Source organism: Caballeronia sordidicola (assembly GCF_001544455.2).
Classification (GTDB): domain Bacteria; phylum Pseudomonadota; class Gammaproteobacteria; order Burkholderiales; family Burkholderiaceae; genus Caballeronia; species Caballeronia sordidicola.
On sequence record NZ_FCOC02000035.1, the window covers coordinates 1 to 22653 of the forward strand.

Below are 22653 nucleotides of genomic sequence, written 5' to 3' on the forward strand. Positions count from 1 at the left end.
GGCCGGTGCGCGTCATAGTCGCTCTTCGGTGGCTTGCCGAAACGCCGGTTGAACTCGGCAATGAAGCAGGGCGCGTAAGGGCAATCGCATTTGCCTACCTGTAATTTTCCGTCGGAGGATGCGATGAAACGCCTTTTGCTCGGTTTCGCTTTCGTAATCCCTTTATCTTCGGCGTTTGGCGCCGACGCCGCGCTGAGCGCATCGGAAATTCGACAGATTTTGCCAGGGTCGACAATCCATTGGATTCGGCACAACGGCGGCCCTAAGTCGATTAGTTTTCATGCTGACGGATCAATCGACGCGTACATCAATCCGCGCGCGCACTCCCGCTGGGAAAGCCATCGAGCGCCAGGGCATTGGACTGTCTCAGACGAGGGTAGGGTGTGTGTGACTGAAGAATGGTCGCTGGATCTAGGGGGTGAACACGTTTGGTGTTCTAAGCTTCGGCGAGATGCTGAGAGCGGAGAGCTTAGGCCCGTGCGTCGTCAAGAGACAACGGCCGCATCGGAAGCCGATTCGACGTCCCACTGAAAAACGTTTGCCGGCTCGTTTGTACGACCTGCATTGCAGAATGAAACCCAACTGGGTAAGTACTGCCGCCCGTTGCATGAGGAGGAGTGGAAGCATGTCTGCAAGGCCTCCCCGCCAAGCCACATACGTCGGCAGATGCACCTGTTTTATCCCACCTGAGTGCTGGGGAGTGGTGTGGCCGAAAACCGGCCGCGGCTTGATCGTGATGTCTGCCGGCCGCTGCCAGGGGAGAGCGATGCCACTCGAAGATGGACTCCCGTCTTCGTCTGGTCACATTACGTCGACAGATGCCGGTGTTATTGCCCACCGCCGGCTGGGGTTGCGCGAGTTGAAGAACAGAGTCGCTTTAAGTGACTCTGTTCGAACATCTGCTCGAAGCTATTGCGGACGCTGCTGATATTCGAACAGAGGATAGGCCAGCACTCCAATGAGCGCCTCCGGGATCTCGATCGGTTTTGTTTGGGAGCCGTCGAACGTGTCTTCGCGGTCCCAACCGGTGATGTGGTCGCGGGCCAGGCGCAGCATGTCGACCGAATACAGCTCAAACCCGAACTCGCCGGCGACAGCACCTTCGTGAAGCCCGTTGCCCATGTACTCGTTGATCCGGACTTGAAAGCCGCCCCATTGGCCATCATCCACATGGTCCGCGATCACCATCTCCCAGCCGAGCATTTCACACGCACGCCGGGCGCGAGCCTCTTGTCCTTCCTTGGACCAGTCGAACGAATCGGCCCAATCGACCTCGGAAAGACGCTCGCGGATCTTCAAATTCGTTAAGGAAATCGTGGTCTGTTCGCCCTTTGAGGTAACAAATTTCGTTAACTTGCGGTGCGTTGTTACCTTGTTACCCTCGGGGGTAACAAAATTTGTTACCTGGTTGGCCTCTTTGGAGCGGTTAGCTTGTGACATCCTCAGACGCGTATCTCCACGGATGCTGGTTGTCGACGAGGTCCATCACCTGCTGGCGGGTAGCTATCGCGAGCAGCGTGCGGCTCTGAACCGTCTTAAATTCCTCGCGAATGACCTACAGATCAGTATGGTTATGGTCGGAACACGCGATGCTGTATTGGCGTTTCAAACCGATACTCAGATGATCAGCCGTTATACGCCATTTGAGATTCCGCGCTGGCGCGAAAGCGAAGGTCTACGACGGCTGCTCGCCGCGTTTGAACGGGTGCTTCCACTGCGCAAACCTTCGGATCTCAGTAGACGCGAGATTGTTCAGTTCGTCTTGAGTGCGACTGGAGGACTAACCGGCGAAATATCTTCGCTGCTGAACAACGCCGCGGAGCTGGCGATTCGCAACGGCGACGAATTGATCTATATGACGCACCTTGAGCATGCCTGCCGAATCACGCAGTAACTCGGGTCTCTGGCCGGTCGCTCCAAGGCCCTTCTATGAAGAGGCTTTCGGGAGCTGGCTTGGCAGGGTGGCGGCACGCTATCAGGTCAGCGTTGGGGCGCTTTGGGAAATCAGCGTTTCAGAAGAGATGCCCGTGCTGGGAAGCGCAGGATGGATACTCTTCCCGACAATATCGCCTTTTACACTGCAGCAATTCGCGACGCTCGCGCGTCTTGATGTTGCCAGGTTGAGCCACATACAGACGCCGCCAGCATGGCTTGCCGACCGTCGCTGCATGCCTTACTGCTTTAGATGCTTCGTGCTAAATGATGCAGATGTGTCGGCTCCCCGTTGGAAACGCGAGTGGCTTGATCCAACAGTTGAATTCTGCAGCGTACACCACAAGCTGTTGGAAACGGTTCCGGCGTCCGTGTTCAGGGTATCAAAGCATTTCGATGCTGCGCATCGGGCGATCAGCCGCTACCGCGAGAGACGCTTGTTTGCGGATACCGGTCGGCGGCGCTAGCAGAATTAATGGACCGCATTAGCGCTCCTATGAACACCGCTAGCAAAATTAATGATCTCCAACACCATTTGCACCGCTGCGTATCTGATTCGATTTCACGCGTCAGTAAGCTGTCCAAAACGGGCACATTGCCCTCTTTCAGGTGAAGTCAAAGCATGAACACGTTGGTCAACACGGTGTTGACCATAGAACCGTTGCAACGCGTAACGCTTCGATCGTTACGGCTCGTTGTGCGTTCTCCTGCAATCTGGTCAAGCACCGTTTCACGGCTGAAATACGTCATCGCGTCGAGCGGGAGCAATCGGCCCAGTCTAAGCTGCGTCCCTATCCGGCAGCCAAAACCTCTCGCTTTTCGATGGTTTTGATCAGAAAGTCGAACGACATCCGGATATCTTTTTCCATCGCCTTGCGCGCAGCCGATGCGTTGTGCGCTTCCAGCGCGTCCACGACGACATGATGCAAGTCCGTGCCCGCCGTGTTATAGGGCACCTTTTCATCACGTTCGACTTCTTCGGTGATGACCCGCATGTAAGGCCCGCACTGCAACCAGACCGTTTCGATGAGTGGGGGAAGCACCGTCGAGCCGGATGCACGATAGATCAGGAAGTGGAACTCCTGGTTCTTGACAAGACTTTCATGAATGCCATCGTGTTTGATGGCAAGTTCATGCTCCGAAATCAGGCGGCGTAGGCGGCGCACCGCCGGTTCATCGATATGCTTTGCGGCCATTTCAGTTGCCAGACCTTCCAGCGCAATGCGTGCATCGCACAGATCGCGCAGATGCTTCTTGCTGATCTCGGGAACCTGAATGGTTCCGTTCGGCAGTGCGACCAGACCGTTCTCCACCACGAGCTGACGCAACGCTTCACGCACCGGCATGGCGCTGGAACCGAAGGCTTCGGCCAGCGTCGCGACCGTAAGCTGACGGCCAGGCTCGAAGCGACCCTGCATCAGCGACGCGCGCAGTTGCGCATAGATCGACTCCTGCATGGTGGATCGTTTCACGACGCGCGTGAAGTGCTCGGTCATGGTGTTGTGTGATCAATCGATCATTTCTGTTGGTTGGCGCGATTATGGTACCAGTTCTCGGTGCACGGCGGAATGCGCCGATAAGCCAATTGAATCGCTGTTGTGAAGCTGAACTTCGCTGCTTGACAAGAAATTTTGGCACCAGAAAAATCTGCTCAATCATTTGATTATTTGATCAATTGATGGAGCGCCGCCAGAGCCCAGTTGTGATGGTGCGCGTTTGACCCACAACCCATCGTTCACACTCCTGGCCCTATGATCATAACCACTACTTCAAGAACTCCATCGCCCCGTCCCGCATGGCTCGCGGCGCTTGCGGTCTTCGGCTCATGCGCCGCGCTCTGCGTGCCGATGCAGGCGCGCGCGCAAAGCTCGGTTACGTTGTACGGGATCGTCGATGCCGGCGTTGCCTATGTCAGCAACGTCGGCGGGAAGACGGACTGGATGGCGACCAACTCGGTGATGCAGGCCAATCGGCTTGGCTTTCGGGGGGTCGAGGATCTGGGCGGCGGCACGAGCGCCATCTTCGTGCTGGAGAACGGCTATAGCACGACCACCGGCGCATTGGGGCAGGGCGGCAAGCTGTTCGGCCGCCAGGCCTACGTCGGGCTGAGGGACAAGCGCTGGGGCACACTGACCTTCGGTAATCAGTATGACTTCATGGGTCTGACGCTCGGCATGTATGAAACGTCGACGTGGTTCCTCGGACAGTTCTCGGATCACCCGTTCGCCAATGACCGTGCGAACGCGCAGCGTGTGCCGAATTCGGTTCAGTATCTGACGCCGGTGTGGAGCGGACTTCAGTTCGGCGCACAGTACGGTTTCTCCAACCTCGCGGGCGACATCAACGGCAATGGCCGCTCTTACAGCTATTCGGCGAGCTACACGGCAGGCGCCTGGAACATTGCGGCGGCTTATACGGAAGTGGCCGGCACGTCCTCGCTGCTGGATATATCGTCGATTTACGGGCAGCCGACGGGCCGCACGGTGCTGGGCGGAAGCTATTTGCGAACGTTGGGCGTGGCGACGAGCTATCGCTTCGAGAAGACCTTCGTCTATGCGATGTACACGCAGTCGCTATACGCGGGCATTCGTAGCGCAGGCGTGGAGAATGCGCTGTTTCGCAACGGACAACTTGGCGTGACGTATTCCTTCACGCCTTCGCTGACCGCAGCCACCGGCTACACGCTTACGACGCTCGGCTCCACGCGATTCAATCAGTTGAGCACGACGCTCGACTACGCGCTGTCCAAGCGCACCGACGTATATGCGATGGTGCTTGCTGAGCATATGCAGGGACATGACGCTCGCGCCTCGATCATCGGTATTGGCACATCGTCGAGCCCGAATCAGATCGTCGGGGATGTCGGCATTCGTCATCGCTTCTGAGAGATTGCAATACAAGCACAAAAAAGGCCGATTGATTATCGGCCTTTTTATTTAGTACTACATTTAATATATCTCAGAGCTTATCGAAGAATGTGTGCAGGCGCTGCATCGCCTCGACGATTCGCTCCTTCGATTCCGAGCCGAAGCACACGCGCAGATGGCCTTCGCCCGCTGCCCCATAGAAGCTGCCTGCTTCCACGACGACCCGCGCTTCGTTGAGGATTCGGTCCGCGCATTCCTGAGCCGACAAACCTGTCGCGCTGATATCCGGAAATGCGTAAATCGTGCCTTCCGGCGACGTGCACTTCACATTGCGCATGGCATTGAGACTCTCCACGACGATCGCGCGCTTCTGCGCATCTTCACCGACCAGCCGTTCGAGCATCGCGCGGTCGCCGCTCACGGCTGCCAGCGCGCCGGCCTGAATGAACGTGTTGACGTGCGTGACATCGTTGGCGGTGATCTTGATCAAGGCGGGCATCGCGTCGGCTGGAGCGGTCATGAAACCGACGCGCCAGCCGTCCATCGCGTGCGACTTGGTGAAGGCGAACATCGAGAGCGTGCGCTCTTTCATGCCCGGCAACGAACCGATGCTTACATGACGCGCATCGTCGTAGACGATCTCTTCGTAAACTTCATCGGAAAGCACCGCGAGATCGTGGCGAATCGCGATATCCGCGAGCGCGCTCAGTTCGTCGCGGGTGTAGACGCGACCGGTCGGATTGGCCGGATTGACGATCACAATCGCGCGAGTCTTCGGCGTGATGGCGCGCTCGATCGCAGCGGGGTCGATTGAAAAATTCTTTCGATCCAGATCGACGATCACCGGTTTGCCGCCGGCCATTTCGATCTTGCCGATGTGCTGCGGATAGTACGGCGCCAGCAGAATGACTTCGTCGCCCTGATCGATGAGCGCGAAGAACGCCGCAAACGAAGCATGCGTGAGGCCGTTCGTTACGAGAACATCGTTTTCGGTCACGTCGAGCTTGTTGCGCGTGCGCAGCTTCTCGGCAAGTGCCTGCCGCAGCGCGGGCAAGCCGCGCATGTCGCTGTAGTGAACGTCGCCGCGCAGCAGTGCGTCGATGGTGGCTTGCTTGATGGGCATCGGCGTGTCCGCGTGCGGGCAGCCGAGTTCGAGGTGAATCACATCGGACGTGTCGCCGGGCAGGTTACGAGCTTTTTCGTACATGCCGTACGACTTCTTCGATGTTTCGGTGATGCGTTTGGCGAGTTTCATGGCGTTGGCTTTAACAGTGTCATGGCCCGTGTCGCGAACAACGCGGGCCGTTCGAAAGCGATGGTGAATGCGGCGTGCGGATCAGACGGGCCTGCCTTCACTCGATGCCCAGTTGCGCATGAGCGTGTTGCTCGGCACGCTCTCGTCGATCATCTTCTTTGCCGTTTCGATTCCGGCGACGGGCAAGCCCTTCGGATCCAGCACGCCGATCTGAACGAGCACGGAGGCCTGATCCCAGTAGATATGCTCGTTGTAGAGCTTGTCGCCGCGAAAGCAGACCACCGCCAGCATCGGAATCTCGAAGTACTTTCCGGTGGGCGCGAGTCCCGGCAGCAGCCAGTCGATCTCGCGGTCGTGTGTCGCGCAGAACACGAATTCATCGACGATACGATCCGAGCCGATGGTCCGCGACACCGGAATGAGGCGCGTGTCCGCGGGGTTCGCATCGACGAAGTGGTACTTGTAGAAGCGCTTGAGCTGGTCGTGTCCGACGCCGCCCGTCATCGTGGGAACATGATTGACGTAGGGATCGGCAACCATGGTGGGCATGACGGCATCGACATCGCGGGTGGCGAATTCGTAATAGCAGTGACGCTCCCACAGCGCGTTCAGGTCGTGGACCGGACCCATGACCTTGCGCAACAGCGCAAGCGACCGCGAGTAGGCCATCGTGGTTGCAGGCTTGTCGAAGTGCGCGCGCCCTGGCGATGCAAAGGCGTGATCGCATCCCGGATACACGTATTGTTCGACGCCAGGATTGTTCGCCAGCGCACGCATGATCGCTTCGCGCGCGTCGAGCGGACAGAATGCATCGTCGCCGGCGAAGTGAAAGACCATCGGACACTGAACGGCGGGCACCTCGTCGAGGAAGGCATCGAGTCCGACGCCGTAGTAACTCACCGCACAGTCGATCTGCGTGCGCGCGGCGGCGAGCATCGCGAGCTTGCCGCCGAGGCAATAGCCGAGCGCGCCGATCTTGCCCGCATGTTCCGGCTGCATGCGCATGGCATCGAGCGTGGATTCGATATCGCGCACGGCGAGGTCGATATCCATGCGCCCGTTGAAGCCCAGCGCTTTCGCGAAGTCTTCCTCTTCGTAGCCGAGCACCACGCCCGGCTCCATGCGCCAGAAGAGATCCGGCACGAGCACGACATAGCCTTCTTCCGCAAAGCGATCCGCCATGCTTTTCATGTACGCGTTGATGCCGAAAATCTCTTGCAGCAAGACGAGCCCAGGTCCGGAGCCTTGCGCGGGAACGGCTTTGTATGCCGCGAAACTCCGACCATCATGGCTCTTGATTTCGATCATTTGACTCATGCGTTCCCCGCTCATTGAGGCTGCGCTTGCGCGCCGCCGAGAATTTGCGCGTGCAGTGTGGAGCGATCCGCGGCCAGCATGCCGGCCACGCCTTGCGCCATTGCACCGATATAGATTTCGCGCGGCGCACCGCCAATCGCATCGAGCGTGGCATCGACGACTTCGCGCGTGGTGAGTTTATCGCCGACGTAATCGCGGCTCATGTCCGTGTCGATGGCGCCGGGCATCACCGCGTAGGCGCGTACGCCTTGCGGCGCGAGTTCGGCATCGAGCCCTTCGGTGAGCCGCAAGCCCGCCGCCTTGGATGCGCATAGCGATGTCATCGCGGGCAGGCTCACGCGCGCGAGCACCGACAGGATGTTGACCATCGTGCCGCGCGATGCGATCAGATGCGGCGCGAAGGCATTGGCCATCGCGATCGTCGCGAAGAAATTCACTTCCATTTCGAGGCGTGCGCGATCGGGCTGATTTGCGTGCAGCGCGCCCGTTTGTGTGTTCACGCCCGCGTTATTGATGAGCAAGGTCACGTCGGATGCGATCGCCGCTACGCGTTTCACATCTTCCGGATTCGTGACATCGAGCGTGACCGGTACGACACGCGGGTTCTGAAAAGCGTTCGCATCGGCAGGGCGATGCGTGGCTGCGTACACCTTGCCCGCGCCGCGCGCGACCAAGGTTTCGACGAACATCGCGCCCAGCCCGCGATCGGCACCGGTGACGAGCGCGACAGTGTTGTGATCGATCATAAGAGTCAGATGATGTGGAAAATATCGTTGGCGCAATCGAGTTCGGCGGCGAGTCGCGCGGCGTCGTCGGCGAGCATGAAACGTTGTTCGACCAGCGATGCAGCAGCGGCGAGCAACGCGCTGCGCCACGCATCGGTGTTTGCGTAGCGGGCCTCGAACGCGGGACGTCGGTCGTTTTCAATGTCGGCCGGGCGCACGCCATTACGCGCGAACGGAATGTACGAACCGTAGACGCTATACAGGCCGCCCGGCGCGAAGCCTTCGGCGCGTGGCGCCCAGCCCGCATGCGTGCCGAGCGGCGCCTGGACGAACGGATGACGCACGCCCGCGCTGCCGTTTCCATCGCTATCGACGGCGGGGACGAACACGGGATAACGCGGTCCCGGCCGGGGCGGAACCTGCGAATGATCGAGCAAATGCAATTCGTTGATGACACGTGGACTGTCGATGCCAGTCGTCGCTTCGAAGCGTTCGTCGAATCGATCCCGCGTCCACCATGTGCCGTCCGCATGCGAGGGAAAAGCGCTTGGAGGAGGCGCGATGTCTTCATCGACCCATTCACGCATGGCCACGACCAGCGCGCGCAGTATGGCGCCATACGTGAGCGGATTGGTGGCATGGCGCGTGACCTTCGACTTCGGCAACGGATAGTCGCCATGCGCGATACCGGTCGTGAGATACAGGCGCACGTCCGGATGCCCGGGCAGATCGCGGCCTTCGCAATCGGTCGCGACCAGCGATGCGCGCGCCGACCATGCTTCGGAGTCGGTGTCCATCTGCATGATTTTCGGCACCGTGTTCGATGCCTCCGCGCGCGCGAGAATGCCGTCGGTGTTTCCGCTGATCGGGTCCGTGAGTGTTTGATAGGCGAAGGGAAACTGGTCGCCCGGATAGCTGTGGTCTTCGTGCTGACGCGAGTAGCGGCCCGGCTGCGAGAATGCCGCGTTGACCCACGCACGACGCGAGCCGGAAATGATCGGCACAGCGGCATCGAAGACGATGCGTGAATCGAGCGTCTCGTTGAAGCCTTGATGGATGAAGTCGCGCAGCACGCGCCCGCTTTGCGAAAGACCGAAGCCGAGCGCGCGAGAACGAGGCGCGGCATCCTCCGGCCAAAGCGGATTGGGCGTACCTTCGCTGTCGTGCGATTCGTATTTCAGGAAGGCCATCACGTCGCGCACGCTCGCATAGCCGAGACCCATCACCACCGGATCTTGCGCTTCGTAGATGAACTCGAAGATCGCGCCGCGATCCAGCTTGCAATGCGGCAGACGCCGGACCTCGATGGTGTTTCGATCCAGAAAGCGCCATTCGATGCCGGGCGCGGGCGTGCGCGCGTCGCTTTCGCGCTGGCGCGCGGTGAGCGTCGCGCGGGCGGGTTCCGTGCTTGCCGCGGGGTAGGACAGCGTCATCACAGTGCGCTCGCCATCTATCTCCTGCACGATAGCGCCACGAATGGAATCGGGCGCATCGAGCACGAACTCTTCCCAGCCCGTGCCGGTGATCGGCTGGCCGTTTTCGGTCGCCACCGGAAATTGCGCGAGCATGCGTCCGCCGCCCGGCTCGACATTGCCTTGCCAGGCGGTCCAGACGATCGCGTAACCTTCGTGCATCAAAAAGCCATTGCCGATGTCATCGGGCGTCGACGGCAGCGCCACCACGGGCGCATTGTTGATTCGCACGATGCCGCGTTGCGTGCCGCGATTCAGGTACTCGTAGAACAGCCAGCCATTGCCGCGCGACAGATCGACGGGCTTGTAGACATGAAAGTCCACGCTGTACTGCACACGTCCGTTGGCCGCACGCGGCGCACGCGTCAGATTGACGATGCCGCGATTGAGCGGCGCATCCGGGTCGATCTCGCAATGCGCGCGGCCCGACAACAATTCGTATGCACCGACCCGGCCGTCCTTGCCGAACACCATGCCGCCGAACACGGGCTGCCGCGACAGCACTTCGAATCTCTTTACACCTGACATTGAATTCTCCTGGACTGCGCTTTTCACGGCTGCGCGACGATGCGCAAATACGGACGCAGAACCTTTACGCCTTGCGGATACATCGCTTCGGCCTGCTCCTGCGCGAGCGATGGCGGCAGCATCACGGGCTGTCCGTCCGTCCATGTCGACGATGTGGCGACCTTGCGCTGCGCGGTGAGTTCCACCGCCTTCAGGGTGCGCAGGATTTCGCTGAAGCTGCGGCCGTTCGTCACCGGATAAGTCAGCGTCATGGCAATGCGGCGATCCGGCGCGACGAGGAGAGCGGTGCGATATAGGCTGGCTTGCGAAGCCGTTTCGTCGATGAAACCGAGCAAGCGCGGCACCGCACCGCTCGGGTCGTTGACGAGCGTGAACGACGGTGTGCAATCGAGCGCGTCGCGCAAATCGCCGAGCCACGCGGAGACCGTTTCGTCCATGTCGATGGATACGCCGAGCACGCGCGCGCCGCACGCCTCGTACGCTTTGTGCAGCGTTTCGAGCACGGCGAACTCGGTGCTGCACGTGGGGGACATCGCCTTGAACGCGAAGATCAGCGCCCACTCGCCGCCGAGCCAGTCGTGCAGGCGCATCGGGCCGTGCGACGAGATCGCCTCGAAATCAGGCAGCGCGCTTCCGACGGTCAGTGTCATGCGGTTCATCCGAAATAATTTGATCAAATGATATCTGCGCACAGTGTCGGGGCTATAAAACCCACTGTCAAGCGCTTTTGACCAACGAAGTCGAAAAGCAGGCCCGCTCAAGACATTCTCTTGCTTAACGTTTTATTATTTGATCAAATGATCGTCATGCGAATGTGGCGGCTTTGGCGAACCAGTCCGCATGCCTTACCACGGAGAAAAAATGACCACCCGAAGTATTGTCGTGACCGAAGCAAACAGCGGCCTGCAAGCCCGTTTCACCTTGCTCGACCAGCAAGCGCCCGAAAGCGCGGAGTTCGTGTGGGACTTGCTCGCTACGCCGCGCGATATTCCCGCCATTCACGCGATGTGGACCGGCCCGGAGATTTCCTGCCCGGTGCCGACCGCGATGATCGATCCGGCGCGCAACGCCCGCGCGTTGCCGCCGGAAAACGCCACGATCACGCCGCAGGCTGGCGATCTGGTGCTGGCCTACGTGCCGGCGCGTATGTGGGGCGGCAATCCGCAGCCGGTCTTCGATCTCGGCTTCTTCTACGGTCCGGGCGGACGCATGCTATTTCCGATCGGCTGGCTGGCGGGCAATGTCGTCGCGCGCGTCGATCCGCAGGATCTTCAGGCGCTGGCTTCAGGCTGTGCCGCCATCCGCAAGAACGGTGCTTGCACGCTCAGTCTCGCGAGGACCTGATGAGCACGGACACTCCACGCGGCCCGCTCAGGCAGAACTACTGGCCGACCACGGCCGGCGCGGCGGCAGCGTTCCATCGGCTGGACGCGGATATCGACTGCGATTACGCGGTGATCGGCGCGGGCATCATGGGTCTCAACAGCGCGCTGGCGTTGCGCGAGAACGGGGCCAGCGTGACTGTGCTGGAAGCGGAGCATCCAGCAACGGCGGCATCCGGACGCAATGGCGGACTCGTGGTGCCGAGCCTGCCGCGCGTCGGCCCGGCCGATGTAATGCGCGTGCTCGGCGACGATTACGGCCCGCGTCTCGTACGTCTCGTCGCGGATGGCGCGCAGGCGGTGTTCGATCTCATCGCTCGTCACGACATGAAGTGCGATGCCGTTCAAGGCGGCTGGATCAATCCCGCGCATGCGGGCGAACTGGTGGACGGGCTCAAAGCGCGCGTGGATGCCTGGAGCCGCGCCGGTTCACGTGCGCGCTGGATGGATCGCGCGCAAGCGTGCGAGCGCATCGGCAGCGCATGGTTCCACGGCGCGCTCTACGACGAAAGCGGCGGCCATCTCAATCCGTTTGCCTATACACAGGAACTCGCGCGCACGGCGAGTGCGAAGGGCGCGCGAATCCATATCGATTCCCCGGTGCTTCGCATCGATGCAGCGAGCGGCCGTTACCTTCTGCGCACGCCGACCGGCACCGTGCGCGCCACCACGATTCTGCAATGCACGAACGCGGCGCCTTCTGGTCGGCGCGCGCTGGCGCCGGCGGTCGCGCGCAGTGTCGTGCCGCTGACAGTGTTTCAGCTCGCCACTTCGATCGTGCCGCAGGCCGCGCGCCGCGCCATGCTCAAGGGCAACGAAGCGCTCTCGGACACCCGCAATAATTTGTTCGCACTCCGGTTCACGGTGGACGGCCGCATCGTCACGGGTGGCATGGCGCCGCTCACGCAGTGGATGGCCGAGCCGCGTCTGTTGCGTTCGCTTGCGCGTCGCATGGAGCGGATTTTTCCGCAACTGGGCGAGGTGCGTTTCGACTTCATCTGGCGCGGTGGCGCTGCGCTCACGCCTGATTTTCTGCCACGCTTGTTCGAGGTCGGACCGAACTGGTATGCGCCCATCGGCTGCAACGGACGCGGCATCGCGATGACGACCACACTTGGTCAGCGCATAGCCGATTACACCGTCGACCGAGATGCCTCGCGCCTGCCGGTTCCGCTGATGTCCGCAGCGCCGATCAAGGCGCACGCGGTCGCGCGCTATGCGCCGCAATTGCTGTTGCCGGTCGGCATGATTCAGGACGCGATGCGTCGTTGAGACGCAAAATTATCCGCAACGCGAGGGACCTTTTCTTGACACCGTTTTATTGCCGAAAAAGAATACAACCGGATCATTTGATTATTTGATCAAATATCAACGCGATGCGGAGCTGTTCCACAATCGCTCACGCTAAATTGGATCAAGGGGAACGATGTGTCGGGTGCAAGGGAATTCAAAACGGGTTGGGGCATCATCCTCGCGGCGACGATAGGGATCGGGACCAGCCTGACCACGATGGCCTCATATAGCGCGGGCGTGTTCCTGCCGTCGCTGACCAAAACCTTCGGCTGGGCGGACTCGCAGGTCATGATCACTTTCATGATCCTATTCTTCGGCTCCAGCTTGCTCGGGCCGACCATCGGCACGCTGGCGGATCGAATCGGGCCGCGCAAGATCGTGCTGTGTTCGGTGGTGGGGCTCGCCATCGGCTGGATGTTGCTGGCGTTCACGACGAGTTCGATCATTTCCTTTTATACGATCTTCGCGATCATCACCTTGCTTGGCGCGGGCACGCTGCCCGTTACGTGGACCAAGAGCGTGGTCGTGCATTTCAAGGAGAAACGCGGCATCGCGCTTGGCATCTGTCTGGTCGGAACCGGCATCTTCGGCGCGCTCATCAAGCAGTACGCGTTTCACATGCTCAACCTGTTCGGCTGGCGCATGGCGTATGTGAGCCTCGGCGCATTTCTGCTCGTCATCACGTTGCCGATCGCGTTCTTCTTCTTTCGCGAGCCGGCCGTCGATAACAGTTCCCATGCGAACGCCACGAGCGACGCATCCACGGCGTTGCCTGGACTCACGATGAAGCAGGCCTTGCGCACGCCGGCCTTCTGGATTCTGAGCGCGAGCTTCTTTCTGTTGTCGCTGTCGCTGGCGGGCATCGCGCCGAATCTGGAGCGCTTCTGGACCAAGTCCGGCTTCAGCATGTCGGATGCGGTGAGCATCGCGTCGTGGTATGGCATCGGCATCGTGCTGGGACGGCTGATCACGGGATGGTTTCTGGATCGCATCTGGGCGCCGCTCGTCGTCTTCACGATGCTTTTGCCCTGCGCGGTCGCGTTCCTGTTGCTCGCACATGGCGTGAATAGTTTCTGGGTAGCTTCGCTGCTGGTGCTGATCGTCGGGACGTCCTCGGGCGTGGAGTACGATGCGCTTGCCTATCTGGTCTCGCGTTACTTCGGCATGCGCGCCTATTCGGCCATCTATGGCGGTGTCTTCATCGGCTTCGCGGTGGGCGCGGGACTCGGGCCGTTCTCCTTCAGCAAGCTGCTTTCGATGCTCGATGGCTACGATGCCGTGCTGATCATCAACGCTGCCATCGTCGTGGTCGGCGCCGGTGTGCTGCTGTTTCTCGGCGCTTATCCGCGCGCGGCGGGTAACGGCGATGTGGCGAAATCGTCGTCCGGTCGCGGCATGCCTGCGAACGTCTCCGGCGACATGAAGTAAGAAAGAGGAATTCTCATGGCACACGTGATCGAAACCGTATCGGTTCTGTCGTCCAGTCCCGGTACGCAACGCACGCTGAAGGTTCATCGCATCGGCAATATCGGTGCGCGGCCCAAGGCGTATTTTCAGGCGTCGCTGCATGCCAATGAAACGCCGGGTTTGCTGATCGGTCATCATTTGCTGAGTCTCGCGCTTGCAGCGGACCGCGCGGGCAAATTCAAGGGCGAACTCGTGATCGTGCCGTTTGCCAATCCGATCGGTTTGTCAGACAACGTGCTCGGCAATCAGATCGGCCGCGAAGCGCTCGATGGCGGCGGCAACTATAACCGTGGTTGGCCCGATCTGTCGAAGGGTCTCGACGCGCGTCTGGAAGGCAAGCTCGGCGCGGACGGCGACGCCAACATCGATGCCATTCGCCAGGCGCTGCGTGACACGCTCGACGCCTTGCGTCCGCCGACCGAAGTGCAGTCGATGCAGACCGAACTCCTCAAGCTCGCGATCGACGCCGATTTCGTCGTGGATTCGCATACCGAACTCGTGGCGATAGCCGGGATGGTGGTCGCGCCCTGGTGCGAGGCCATGCTTGATCCGTTCGTCGCCGAGATCGATCCGGGGCTGGTGCACGTGACCGATACGCCCACGCTCTTCGACGGTACGTGTAGCAAGCCGTGGCATGACCTGCGGCAAACACTCGGGGATCGCTATCCGATTCCGCAAGGCAACGTGAGCGTGACAATCGAAATGCGCGGTGCAGCCGATGTTTCCGACGAACTCGCGAGCTGCGACGCGAACGCCATCTTCCGTCATCTTGCGCGTATCGGTGTCGTGGAAGGGGAGTTCGATCCGCACGCAACGTGGTCCGGAGAGAAGACTCCGCACGAAGCCATCTCGATGATGCGCTCGCCGGTCGGCGGTGTGATCGTGTATCCGTATCCGCTCGGGACCGACGTGCAGGCGGGCGATGTCATTGCAGAGATCGTCGATCCCAACGCGGACGATCCCGCGCATGCGCGCACGCAAATTCGTGCCAGGCGGCCCGGCAGGTTGTACGCCGCAGTGTCGAACCGGCTCGTGCGGCCCAACGACATCGTAATCAAGATCGCCGCCAACGACTTCGCGCGCGACTGAGCGGCAGATTCACGCAATGCCTTGCGGCATGTCTTCCTGAGAGACACGCTTTGCGCATTATCACGATACCTATTTTTAGAGCAGGAGAAGCGCCCGTGGAAACGGTTGAACTACACTACCGTCCGAAAGACCAGAACGACTCCGACGTCCGCTTTCCCCATTACGACGGCTCGCGCGTGCCCTATAAAGTCTTCAGTTCGCAAGCCGTGTACGACCGCGAGCAGGAGCGCATCTATCGCGGCCCGACCTGGAATTTCGTCGCGCTCGAAGCGGAAATCCCGAATGCGGGCGACTACAAGAGCACCTTCGTGGGCGATACGCCCGTGGTGGTCACGCGACTGGAAGACGGCGGCCTCGCCGCTTGGGTGAACCGCTGCGCGCATCGTGGCGCGTCCGTGTGCCGCAAGTCGCGCGGCAATGCGACATCGCATACGTGCGTGTATCACCAGTGGAGCTTCGACAACAGCGGCAATCTGCTCGGCGTGCCGTTCCGGCGCGGCCAGAAAGGCATGACCGGCATGCCCGCCGATTTCAATCCGAAGAACCATAGCCTGCGCCAGTTGCGCGTGGATAGCTACAAAGGTCTGGTGTTCGCAAGCTTCAGCGACGAAGTCGCGCCGCTGCCCGAGTACCTCGGTGCGGAAATGCGTCCGTGGATCGATCGCATTTTTCACAAGCCGATCGAATATCTCGGCTGCACGCGTCAGTTCTCGAAGTCGAACTGGAAGCTGTATTTCGAGAATGTGAAAGACCCGTACCACGCGAGCATGCTGCATCTGTTCCATACGACGTTCAATATCTTTCGCGTCGGCATGAAGGCGCGTTCGATTCCCGACGCGACGCATGGACTGCACAGCATCATCACCGTGACGAAGACGGGCGAAGATACGTCGTCCGCCTACAAGCAACAGAACATCCGCTCGTTCGACGAAGGCTTCGCGCTCGAAGACGATTCGATTCTCGGCCTCGTCTCCGAATACGAAGAAGACACGACGAACCATATTCAGCCGATTTTCCCGCAACTCGTCATCCAGCAGATTCACAACACGCTGGTCGCGCGCCAGCTTCTGCCGAAGGGGCCGAACAGCTTCGAGCTGATCTTCCACTTCTTCGGCTACACGGACGACACGCCCGAGTTGCGCGAGCTTCGCATCAAGCAGGCGAATCTGGTGGGCCCGGCCGGCTATATCTCGATGGAAGACACCGAGGCGACCGAACTCGTCCAGCGCGGCACCGTGCGTGATGCGGACGCGACTTCAGTTATCGAGATGTCGCGCGGCAATCCGGACCAGCAGGACACCGTCATCACCGAAAGCCTGATCCGCAAGTTCTGGGTGGGCTATCAGAAGCTGATGGGCTATTGAATCGAGGCCGGCACCATGGAACAAATGACATTGTGGTTCGAACTGCACATGCTGCAGGATCAGTACATCAACACGCTCGATAACGACAAGCTCGAAGCGTGGCCCGCGCTCTTCACGGAAGACTGCACCTACGAGATCGTCCCCAAGGAAAACGCCGACATGGGTTTGCCCATCGGCATCATCTATTGCACGAACCAGAAGATGCTGCGCGATCGCGTCGTGTCGCTGCGACACGCGAACATCTACGAAGAGCACAGCTACCGGCACATGACTTCGGGTCTGACCGTGATCGATGAAAAAGATGGCGTGATCGAAACGGAAAGCAATTATGTGGTGATCCAGACTCGGACGAACGGCGAGTCGAACGTGTATCAGGCGGGCAAGTATTTCGACCGCGTAGTGCGCACGGCTGACGGACTGCGTTATCGGTCCAAGCGCGTGATCTACGACACCTCGCGCGTGCAGACCTTGCTCGCGACGCCGATCTGAGGCGGCACACATGGATCAGTTGACGAACGAATGGCAGGTCATCGGCACGCTCGAGGACTTCACCGAAGGCGAGCCGTCGGCGGTTGTTGCGGGCGATAAATCCATAGCCGTATTCCGCATGGGCGATGAAGTATTCGCACTGCACGATCTTTGCACACATGGCCACGCACGTTTGTCGGAAGGCTTCGTTGAGGACGGTTGCGTGGAATGTCCCTTGCATCAGGGGCTTTTCGATATCCGCACCGGTGCGCCGCAATGTGCGCCCGTGACCGAAGCCGTGCGCAGTTATCCGATGCGAATCGTGAACGGGCAGGTCGAGATCCATGTCGAGTGAGTCTTATGTGATCGTCGGTGCAGGGCACGCCGCGCGTCGCGCTGCCGAAACGCTGCGTGATCGGGATGCTCAAGCGCATATCGTCATGATCGGCGAGGAGTACGCGTTGCCTTATGACCGGCCCGAACTCTCGAAAGGTGCGCTGCTGTCGGAAAAAGGCGAGCAGCGAGCGTTCATCCGGGACGCCGCGTGGTATGACGCCCAGCGTATCGAGTTGCGGCTCGGGAAGCGAGTCGAGTCGATCGATCGTGCAATGTCCTGTGTGACGCTGAGCGATGGAATGCGCATCGATTACAAGCGGCTACTGCTTGCGACCGGATCGCGCGTGCGCCGTTTCGCCGGCCCGGTCGATGATGGCGTAGCGCTGCATTACGTGCGCACTGTCGCGGATGCGCGCCTGCTGCGTGCCGCGCTTGCGCGAGGTAAGCGTGTGGCCGTTCTGGGGGGTGGATTCATCGGACTGGAGGTCGCCGCATCCGCGGTTCATGCGGGCTGTCAGGTGACGTTGATCGAGACTGCGCCAACACTGCTCATGCGATCGATGCCGCGGGAAGTCGCGGAATTCATCGTCGATTTGCATCGTGTGAAGGGCGTCGATGTGCGGATGAACACGAAACCGCTTGCGGTTCGTCAAGGCGTTGGCGGCGTGCTGGTGGAAACGGATCGCGGACCGATAGAGGTGGATGTCGTCGTGGTAGGGATAGGCGTGGTGCCAAATGTCGAACTTGCCGAAGCGGCAGGACTCGATGTCAATGGAGGCATCGTCGTCGACGACCAATGCAGAACCAATGATCCAGCGATTTTCGCTGCCGGTGAAGTCACGACGCATTTCAATCCCATGCTGAGGCGGCATGTGCGTGTCGAGTCGTGGCAAGTGGCGCAGAATCAGCCCGCAATCGCCGCTGCGAACATGCTCAGCGGGAGCGAGCGCTATGCGGAAACGCCGTGGCTCTGGTCGGATCAGTACGAATGCAATGTGCAAACACTCGGTGTGTTCGAAGAAGGGCATGCGCGCGTTTTGCGCGGCGAACCTGCGAGTGGATCGTTTGTCGTGTTATCGGTAAGCGATTCGGGTACGCTTGCCGCCGTTGCAGCCGTCAACGCAGGACGTGACATAGGTGCTTGCAAGCGATTGATTTCATCAGGCAAGCAGTTGGATCACGTGTCGCTAGGCGACACATCTCGTTCGCTCAGAAGTTTCCTCTGAAAGGCCGAATGCCTGAACCAGCACTGGTTCGTCTCCATGAGCCACGCCAGGCATTTAATTGACGATTGGCGTATCGAGTACAACAACGAGCGGCCTCACGGCTCGCTTGGCTACCTGGCGCCAGTGCAGTTCGCAAAGGCGCACGAAGCGAAGGAATTATTAACCTCGGACTCTAACGGAGCTTCGTACTAATACCGGGGGCAGGTCAATCGAGCAATGGCGCCAGTTCTACAACGAGAGGCGCCCGCATAGCGCCCATCGTTACCAGCCTCCGGCCACGGTCCGTCGAGCCTGGCTGGAGTCCGATAATATCGACATGCGACTCACTGCCCGACCGGCTACAAAATCCCGCCGCAGGTCACTGGCACGGGGCCTGAGTCTATCGAACCGTTTCTACCGGCCCGTGGTCGTCGCAGTGATCGCCGTGCGGATGATGCAGGTGACCGTTGACAAGATAGTCCACATGATCGCCGTGCGGCACGGCGTCGTGTCAGCAACCCGGGCCATGCACGTGCCCGGGCTCATGGCCACCGCATTGGTGATCGGGCGTGCAGCGATCGAGATTGGTGGCGTTGACTTCCAGCTGGTGTTCATCGACATGGTCGCCGTGCGGGTGATGCAGGTGGCCGTCGTGCAGGTAGTCGATATGGCCCTCATGGCGAATCGCCGTGTGGCCGCAGCCGGGACCATGCTGGTGATCGTGATGGGCGTGGTGAGGTTCGTTGCAGGTGCTCATGGTGCTTTTCTCCATCAGGACGAGGCGGGCTGGGTCGGCTCGGCCGCATGCGCCAGGACGCTGTCGAGCAGCGTCAGGACATGGTCGTCCGAGAGGGCATAGAAGACATGTTTCGCTACACGCCGGCGCTTGACCAGACGCGCCCCGTGCAACACCTTCAGTCGGGCCGAGATGCTGCCCAGCTTCGCCTGTTCGGCATACACCAGTTCGGTCACGCAGCGCTCACCTTGAGACAGCAGGATCAGCAACCGTAGCCGTGCTGGGTCGCGCAACGCGTGGAACATTTCGCCGGCTGCCTCCAGCTGGGAGGCGGATATTGCCAAAGCGGGCAGGTTCAGCGGAGCATGGGTACAGGCCGGTTTCATAATCTATCGTTCTATTGGTTGATTGAATGATAGAGGCTGCTTGGCCCTTGGTCAACGCCCGTGCGAGGTTCTCGCGCAGCCTCCTTCTCATGGACACACTGGCTCAGGCGACGTTAGTTTCCATCGTGCTCACCCCGCGCTGGGAAGGGCGGCCGATGACGTAACCCTGCTGGCCGACAGGGCTTTGCGATCTTTTCCTTGGTTTGAATGAAATAATATAACATTTCATCCTGAGCGCATCACGACCGTCCAACGCAGTGCTCAGCGTCAACCCTGTCGAGACGTCCAGCGACCCTTCCCGGTTCCTTGCTGTAACCACCGGCGATCTGTTCGGAATGGCCGTTCAGACGAACTAACAGCAGCAGAGCATTCCTCATCCGGCGTTGGTGCCAGCGCTCGACCGTCTCTATTTCGGAGGTCCTTTCATGAATACCGATAACCGCATTCCTGTCACCGTGCTGACCGGCTTTCTCGGTTCGGGCAAGACCACGTTGCTCAACCATATCCTGAGCAAGCAGCACGGTATGCGTGTAGCCGTCATCGAAAACGAGTTCGGCGAGATCGGTATCGACAATGCCCTCGTCATCAATGCCGACGAGGAAGTGTTCGAGATGAACAACGGCTGTATCTGCTGTACGGTGCGCGGCGATCTGATCCGCATCCTCGGCAACCTGATGCGCCGACGCGACAAATTCGATCATATCCTCGTGGAGACGACCGGCATGGCCGACCCCGGCCCCGTGTCGCAGACCTTCTTCGTCGACGATGAGGTGCAGTCCTCCCTGCGCCTCGACGGCATCGTCACCGTGGTGGATGCGAGGCATGTCTGGCAACACCTGAAGGACAGCAACGAGGTGCGCGAGCAGATCGCCTTCGCCGACGTGGTCCTGCTGAACAAATGTGATCTCGTCGAGCCGGCGCAGCTCGATGAACTCGAACATCACCTGCGCAGCATGAACGCACTGGCACGCATCCATCGCACCATCAATGCGGAAATCGACATTCCCACTGTGCTGGACGTCGGTGGTTTTGACCTCAAGCGCGTGCTGCAGGAGCGGCCGCAATTCCTTGAACCCGAGTATCCGTTCGAGTGGGCAGGCATCTACCACCTCAAGCCCGGTATCGTCGAACTCCAGTATGGCAAAGGACCGGATCCGGAAATCGGCGCGCTGTTGACCGCGGTGCAGGGCAGTGACGATGCAGCTTTCGAGCGTTTGATCGGCCACGCGGACACAGCCTTCGCGCGAGACCGCAAGCGTGGCAGGGCCGGCAGCAAACTGACGCCCGGCCCCCAGGTGGTAGCGCTTGGCGTGCCCGAATCGGGTACAGCCACAGTGAGCCTGCTGATTCCGGCCGAAGGCGATTACGCGCTTGTCACGGAACATGGACCGGAGGAATTCGACCTGCACCTCAGCCGTGACGGAACGACGCTGGAGCCGCTGGCTGCGCGCGCGTTCAGCGCAGCCCATACCCACGACGAGGAGATCACGTCGGTGGGCATCACGTTGACCGGCGCACTGTCCCAGCGCAGGTTCAACGACTGGCTGCAGCCTCTACTGGCCGAGCAGGGGCAGGACATCTTTCGTTCCAAGGGCATCCTTCACTTCGCCGGCGAGCCGCGCCGAGTTGTGTTTCAGGGCGTCCACATGCTGATCGATGTCAACGCCGACCGGCCGTGGCAGCCCGGAGAAACCCGGCGAAGCGAAGTTGTCTTCATCGGCCGCAACCTCGACCGGCAAGCGCTCACCAAAGGTCTGCAACAGTGTCTCGCATGAACCGTCCGTTACGCGAACTTCCGGCCCTTGCCGCCCAGTGGGCATCCGCTGCGGGCGACTATGTGAACCGGCTGTGCTGGTCGCCCGACGGCCGGCTGCTGGCCGTCGCGACCGCTGATGGCGCTGTCGCCGTCCACGACGCCTGCGAGGGACGACTGTGCTGGCGACAGGAGGTGCATGGTTTGGGCACCACCGCCCTGGCATGGTCGCCGGATGGGAAGAGGCTGGCGAGCGGAGGACAGGATAACCGGCTGTGCCTATGGGCGGCCGAGGGCAGCGAACTGCAACGGCAGCCGGCGGGCCGCGGCTGGGTGGGGACGCTGGCGTGGTCGGCCGGTGGCGTCCTCGCCAGCATCGCGGGTCGGGAGTTGAAGCTGTGGGATGACGAGGGACGGCTGCAGCAGTCGTTCGAGGCGGCCGACAGCACGCTCACGGGCCTTCAGTGGCTGCGCGGCGGTCAGCTACTGACCGCCGGCTACGGCATGGTTGCCCGCTGGCAACCCGGGCACGACGAGCCGGTGCGCTGCTATCCGTGGAAGGCGTCATTGCTGAACCTGGCGGTGAGCCCGGACGAGCAGATCATCACGGCAGGCTGCCAGGAAGGCGCCATCCATCTCTGGTATGCGAACACAGGCGAGGACTTCCAGATGAGTGGCTATCCGACCAAGGTCCGCCATACGGCGTGGAGTGCGGACAGCCGCTATTTCGCAACCGGCGGTGGCGAAGAGCTGATCATCTGGGACTGTGCCGGAGCCGGCCCGAAAAATACGGAGCCCGACTATCAGTCCGTACATCAGGCACCGATCAGCGCTATCGCCTTCAGTCACGGCGACGGGCGCGTCGCCAGCGGCGGCGAGGACGGCCAGGTTTTCGTCTATGACGCAAGAGCGCGCATGCTACTGGGCGGTCTGACCGGCGAACCGGCGATCAGCGCCTTGGCCTGGCAGCCAGGTGATGCCTTGCTGGCGCTGGGCGATGCCCAGGGCGGGATACGCATCTGCTCCGTGCCTACGGCAGAATGAAGCGACCGTAGCAACAGACCGGGAGGCTCGTTCC

The 22653-nt window shown here is 60.7% G+C and carries 24 protein-coding genes and 1 pseudogene; 16 read left to right on the forward strand and 9 right to left on the reverse strand.

Features of this window, described 5'->3' with window-relative positions; genetic code table 11:
* The first annotated feature begins 123 nt into the window (after positions 1-123).
* Positions 124-531, forward strand: a complete 408-nt coding sequence (locus AWB64_RS32780) for a DUF995 domain-containing protein (RefSeq protein ID WP_157766727.1) — start codon at positions 124-126, stop codon at positions 529-531.
* A 378-nt stretch (positions 532-909) separates the two neighbouring features.
* Here the strand turns inward: AWB64_RS32780 and AWB64_RS31790 are convergent, their stop codons facing one another.
* A complete protein-coding gene (locus AWB64_RS31790) occupies positions 910-1440 on the reverse strand; it encodes a hypothetical protein (RefSeq protein ID WP_157766728.1) in 531 nt (176 codons plus the stop codon).
* A gap of 22 nt (positions 1441-1462) precedes the next feature.
* Between AWB64_RS31790 and AWB64_RS29485 the strand changes: the two genes are divergently transcribed.
* Positions 1463-1894, forward strand: coding sequence for a TniB family NTP-binding protein (locus AWB64_RS29485; protein ID WP_060858958.1), 432 nt, complete (start codon positions 1463-1465; stop codon positions 1892-1894).
* Positions 1872-2399 (forward strand): TniQ family protein, encoded by a 528-nt coding sequence (locus AWB64_RS31205; RefSeq protein WP_075643374.1) that lies wholly within the window; start codon positions 1872-1874, stop codon positions 2397-2399. The genes AWB64_RS29485 and AWB64_RS31205 overlap by 23 nt, the downstream gene beginning before the upstream one ends.
* Positions 2400-2723: 324 nt before the next feature.
* On the opposite strand, the gene AWB64_RS29490 is transcribed toward AWB64_RS31205, so the two are convergent.
* Positions 2724-3428: a GntR family transcriptional regulator gene (locus tag AWB64_RS29490; protein WP_063493301.1), complete on the reverse strand. Its 705-nt coding sequence runs from the start codon at positions 3426-3428 to the stop codon at positions 2724-2726.
* 255 nt (positions 3429-3683) lie between these two features.
* Between AWB64_RS29490 and AWB64_RS29495 the strand changes: the two genes are divergently transcribed.
* The gene (locus AWB64_RS29495) at positions 3684-4817 is read left to right on the forward strand and encodes a porin (protein ID WP_082850679.1); all 1134 of its coding nucleotides are present in this window, start codon (positions 3684-3686) and stop codon (positions 4815-4817) included.
* A 73-nt stretch (positions 4818-4890) separates the two neighbouring features.
* Here AWB64_RS29495 and AWB64_RS29500 read toward each other — a convergent pair whose 3' ends face one another.
* The 5 genes from AWB64_RS29500 to AWB64_RS29520 all read right to left on the reverse strand — a co-directional run bounded on the left by AWB64_RS29500 (position 4891) and on the right by AWB64_RS29520 (position 10746).
* A complete protein-coding gene (locus AWB64_RS29500; RefSeq protein WP_060858961.1) occupies positions 4891-6054 on the reverse strand; it encodes a pyridoxal phosphate-dependent aminotransferase in 1164 nt (387 codons plus the stop codon).
* An 81-nt stretch (positions 6055-6135) separates the two neighbouring features.
* Complete coding sequence (locus AWB64_RS29505) at positions 6136-7371, reverse strand: dienelactone hydrolase family protein (RefSeq protein WP_374728659.1); 1236 nt, start codon at positions 7369-7371, stop codon at positions 6136-6138.
* Between the two features lie 11 nt (positions 7372-7382).
* Positions 7383-8117: an SDR family NAD(P)-dependent oxidoreductase gene (locus AWB64_RS29510; RefSeq protein ID WP_060858963.1), complete on the reverse strand. Its 735-nt coding sequence runs from the start codon at positions 8115-8117 to the stop codon at positions 7383-7385.
* Between the two features lie 5 nt (positions 8118-8122).
* On the reverse strand, positions 8123-10096 hold the full coding sequence (locus AWB64_RS29515) for an alpha/beta hydrolase domain-containing protein (protein WP_060858964.1): 1974 nt from the start codon (positions 10094-10096) through the stop codon (positions 8123-8125).
* Between the two features lie 23 nt (positions 10097-10119).
* On the reverse strand, positions 10120-10746 hold the full coding sequence (locus AWB64_RS29520; RefSeq protein WP_060858965.1) for a redoxin domain-containing protein: 627 nt from the start codon (positions 10744-10746) through the stop codon (positions 10120-10122).
* Between the two features lie 211 nt (positions 10747-10957).
* On the opposite strand from AWB64_RS29520, the gene AWB64_RS29525 reads away from it, so the two are divergent.
* The 10 genes and pseudogenes from AWB64_RS29525 to AWB64_RS31215 all read left to right on the forward strand — a co-directional run.
* Positions 10958-11440 carry a DUF3830 family protein gene (locus AWB64_RS29525; protein WP_060858966.1) on the forward strand — a complete coding sequence of 161 codons (483 nt, stop codon included), beginning with the start codon at positions 10958-10960 and terminating at the stop codon, positions 11438-11440.
* Positions 11440-12750, forward strand: coding sequence for an NAD(P)/FAD-dependent oxidoreductase (locus tag AWB64_RS29530; protein WP_060858967.1), 1311 nt, complete (start codon positions 11440-11442; stop codon positions 12748-12750). The genes AWB64_RS29525 and AWB64_RS29530 overlap by 1 nt, the downstream gene beginning before the upstream one ends.
* Positions 12751-12906: 156 nt before the next feature.
* Entirely contained in the window at positions 12907-14199 is a 1293-nt protein-coding gene (locus tag AWB64_RS29535) for an MFS transporter (RefSeq protein WP_060858968.1), read from the forward strand.
* A gap of 15 nt (positions 14200-14214) precedes the next feature.
* Positions 14215-15327 carry a succinylglutamate desuccinylase/aspartoacylase family protein gene (locus AWB64_RS29540; RefSeq protein ID WP_060858969.1) on the forward strand — a complete coding sequence of 371 codons (1113 nt, stop codon included), beginning with the start codon at positions 14215-14217 and terminating at the stop codon, positions 15325-15327.
* A 95-nt stretch (positions 15328-15422) separates the two neighbouring features.
* A complete protein-coding gene (gene andAc, locus AWB64_RS29545) occupies positions 15423-16691 on the forward strand; it encodes an anthranilate 1,2-dioxygenase large subunit AndAc (protein WP_060858970.1) in 1269 nt (422 codons plus the stop codon).
* Positions 16692-16706: 15 nt separating this feature from the next.
* Complete coding sequence (gene andAd, locus AWB64_RS29550) at positions 16707-17180, forward strand: anthranilate 1,2-dioxygenase small subunit AndAd (protein ID WP_060858971.1); 474 nt, start codon at positions 16707-16709, stop codon at positions 17178-17180.
* Positions 17181-17190: 10 nt separating this feature from the next.
* The gene (andAb, locus tag AWB64_RS29555) at positions 17191-17514 is read left to right on the forward strand and encodes an anthranilate 1,2-dioxygenase ferredoxin subunit AndAb (protein WP_060858972.1); all 324 of its coding nucleotides are present in this window, start codon (positions 17191-17193) and stop codon (positions 17512-17514) included.
* Positions 17504-18721, forward strand: coding sequence for an anthranilate 1,2-dioxygenase system ferredoxin--NAD(+) reductase (andAa, locus tag AWB64_RS29560; RefSeq protein WP_060858973.1), 1218 nt, complete (start codon positions 17504-17506; stop codon positions 18719-18721). The genes andAb and andAa overlap by 11 nt, the downstream gene beginning before the upstream one ends.
* Before the next feature lie 12 nt (positions 18722-18733).
* Positions 18734-18913: an integrase core domain-containing protein gene (locus AWB64_RS31210; protein ID WP_374728660.1), complete on the forward strand. Its 180-nt coding sequence runs from the start codon at positions 18734-18736 to the stop codon at positions 18911-18913.
* Positions 18914-18929: 16 nt separating this feature from the next.
* Positions 18930-19052: pseudogene (locus AWB64_RS31215) on the forward strand (integrase core domain-containing protein); the annotation flags it as partial.
* A gap of 159 nt (positions 19053-19211) precedes the next feature.
* Here AWB64_RS31215 and AWB64_RS32110 read toward each other — a convergent pair.
* Together AWB64_RS32110 and AWB64_RS32115 are read right to left on the reverse strand one after the other, a co-directional pair.
* On the reverse strand, positions 19212-19457 hold the full coding sequence (locus tag AWB64_RS32110; protein ID WP_244164250.1) for a hypothetical protein: 246 nt from the start codon (positions 19455-19457) through the stop codon (positions 19212-19214).
* Positions 19458-19471: 14 nt separating this feature from the next.
* Complete coding sequence (locus AWB64_RS32115; protein WP_075643375.1) at positions 19472-19822, reverse strand: ArsR/SmtB family transcription factor; 351 nt, start codon at positions 19820-19822, stop codon at positions 19472-19474.
* A gap of 425 nt (positions 19823-20247) precedes the next feature.
* Between AWB64_RS32115 and AWB64_RS29570 the strand changes: the two genes are divergently transcribed.
* Both AWB64_RS29570 and AWB64_RS29575 read left to right on the forward strand, forming a co-directional pair.
* Positions 20248-21597, forward strand: a complete 1350-nt coding sequence (locus AWB64_RS29570) for a CobW family GTP-binding protein (protein ID WP_060858975.1) — start codon at positions 20248-20250, stop codon at positions 21595-21597.
* Positions 21594-22619: a WD40 domain-containing protein gene (locus AWB64_RS29575; RefSeq protein ID WP_060858976.1), complete on the forward strand. Its 1026-nt coding sequence runs from the start codon at positions 21594-21596 to the stop codon at positions 22617-22619. The genes AWB64_RS29570 and AWB64_RS29575 overlap by 4 nt, the downstream gene beginning before the upstream one ends.
* Positions 22620-22653: the final 34 nt, after the last annotated feature.

Bases quoted from the DNA above. Each gene is read 5' to 3' on its own strand.
- AWB64_RS32780 (WP_157766727.1), top strand. From the start codon at position 124: ATGAAACGCCTTTTGCTCGGTTTCGCTTTCGTAATCCCTTTATCTTCG.
- AWB64_RS31790 (WP_157766728.1), bottom strand. From the start codon at position 1,440: ATGTCACAAGCTAACCGCTCCAAAGAGGCCAACCAGGTAACAAATTTT.
- AWB64_RS29485 (WP_060858958.1), top strand. From the start codon at position 1,463: ATGCTGGTTGTCGACGAGGTCCATCACCTGCTGGCGGGTAGCTATCGC.
- AWB64_RS31205 (WP_075643374.1), top strand. From the start codon at position 1,872: ATGCCTGCCGAATCACGCAGTAACTCGGGTCTCTGGCCGGTCGCTCCA.
- AWB64_RS29490 (WP_063493301.1), bottom strand. From the start codon at position 3,428: ATGACCGAGCACTTCACGCGCGTCGTGAAACGATCCACCATGCAGGAG.
- AWB64_RS29495 (WP_082850679.1), top strand. From the start codon at position 3,684: ATGATCATAACCACTACTTCAAGAACTCCATCGCCCCGTCCCGCATGG.
- AWB64_RS29500 (WP_060858961.1), bottom strand. From the start codon at position 6,054: ATGAAACTCGCCAAACGCATCACCGAAACATCGAAGAAGTCGTACGGC.
- AWB64_RS29505 (WP_374728659.1), bottom strand. From the start codon at position 7,371: ATGAGTCAAATGATCGAAATCAAGAGCCATGATGGTCGGAGTTTCGCG.
- AWB64_RS29510 (WP_060858963.1), bottom strand. From the start codon at position 8,117: ATGATCGATCACAACACTGTCGCGCTCGTCACCGGTGCCGATCGCGGG.
- AWB64_RS29515 (WP_060858964.1), bottom strand. From the start codon at position 10,096: ATGTCAGGTGTAAAGAGATTCGAAGTGCTGTCGCGGCAGCCCGTGTTC.
- AWB64_RS29520 (WP_060858965.1), bottom strand. From the start codon at position 10,746: ATGACACTGACCGTCGGAAGCGCGCTGCCTGATTTCGAGGCGATCTCG.
- AWB64_RS29525 (WP_060858966.1), top strand. From the start codon at position 10,958: ATGACCACCCGAAGTATTGTCGTGACCGAAGCAAACAGCGGCCTGCAA.
- AWB64_RS29530 (WP_060858967.1), top strand. From the start codon at position 11,440: ATGAGCACGGACACTCCACGCGGCCCGCTCAGGCAGAACTACTGGCCG.
- AWB64_RS29540 (WP_060858969.1), top strand. From the start codon at position 14,215: ATGGCACACGTGATCGAAACCGTATCGGTTCTGTCGTCCAGTCCCGGT.
- andAd (WP_060858971.1), top strand. From the start codon at position 16,707: ATGGAACAAATGACATTGTGGTTCGAACTGCACATGCTGCAGGATCAG.
- andAb (WP_060858972.1), top strand. From the start codon at position 17,191: ATGGATCAGTTGACGAACGAATGGCAGGTCATCGGCACGCTCGAGGAC.
- andAa (WP_060858973.1), top strand. From the start codon at position 17,504: ATGTCGAGTGAGTCTTATGTGATCGTCGGTGCAGGGCACGCCGCGCGT.
- AWB64_RS32110 (WP_244164250.1), bottom strand. From the start codon at position 19,457: ATGAGCACCTGCAACGAACCTCACCACGCCCATCACGATCACCAGCAT.
- AWB64_RS32115 (WP_075643375.1), bottom strand. From the start codon at position 19,822: ATGAAACCGGCCTGTACCCATGCTCCGCTGAACCTGCCCGCTTTGGCA.
- AWB64_RS29570 (WP_060858975.1), top strand. From the start codon at position 20,248: ATGAATACCGATAACCGCATTCCTGTCACCGTGCTGACCGGCTTTCTC.
- AWB64_RS29575 (WP_060858976.1), top strand. From the start codon at position 21,594: ATGAACCGTCCGTTACGCGAACTTCCGGCCCTTGCCGCCCAGTGGGCA.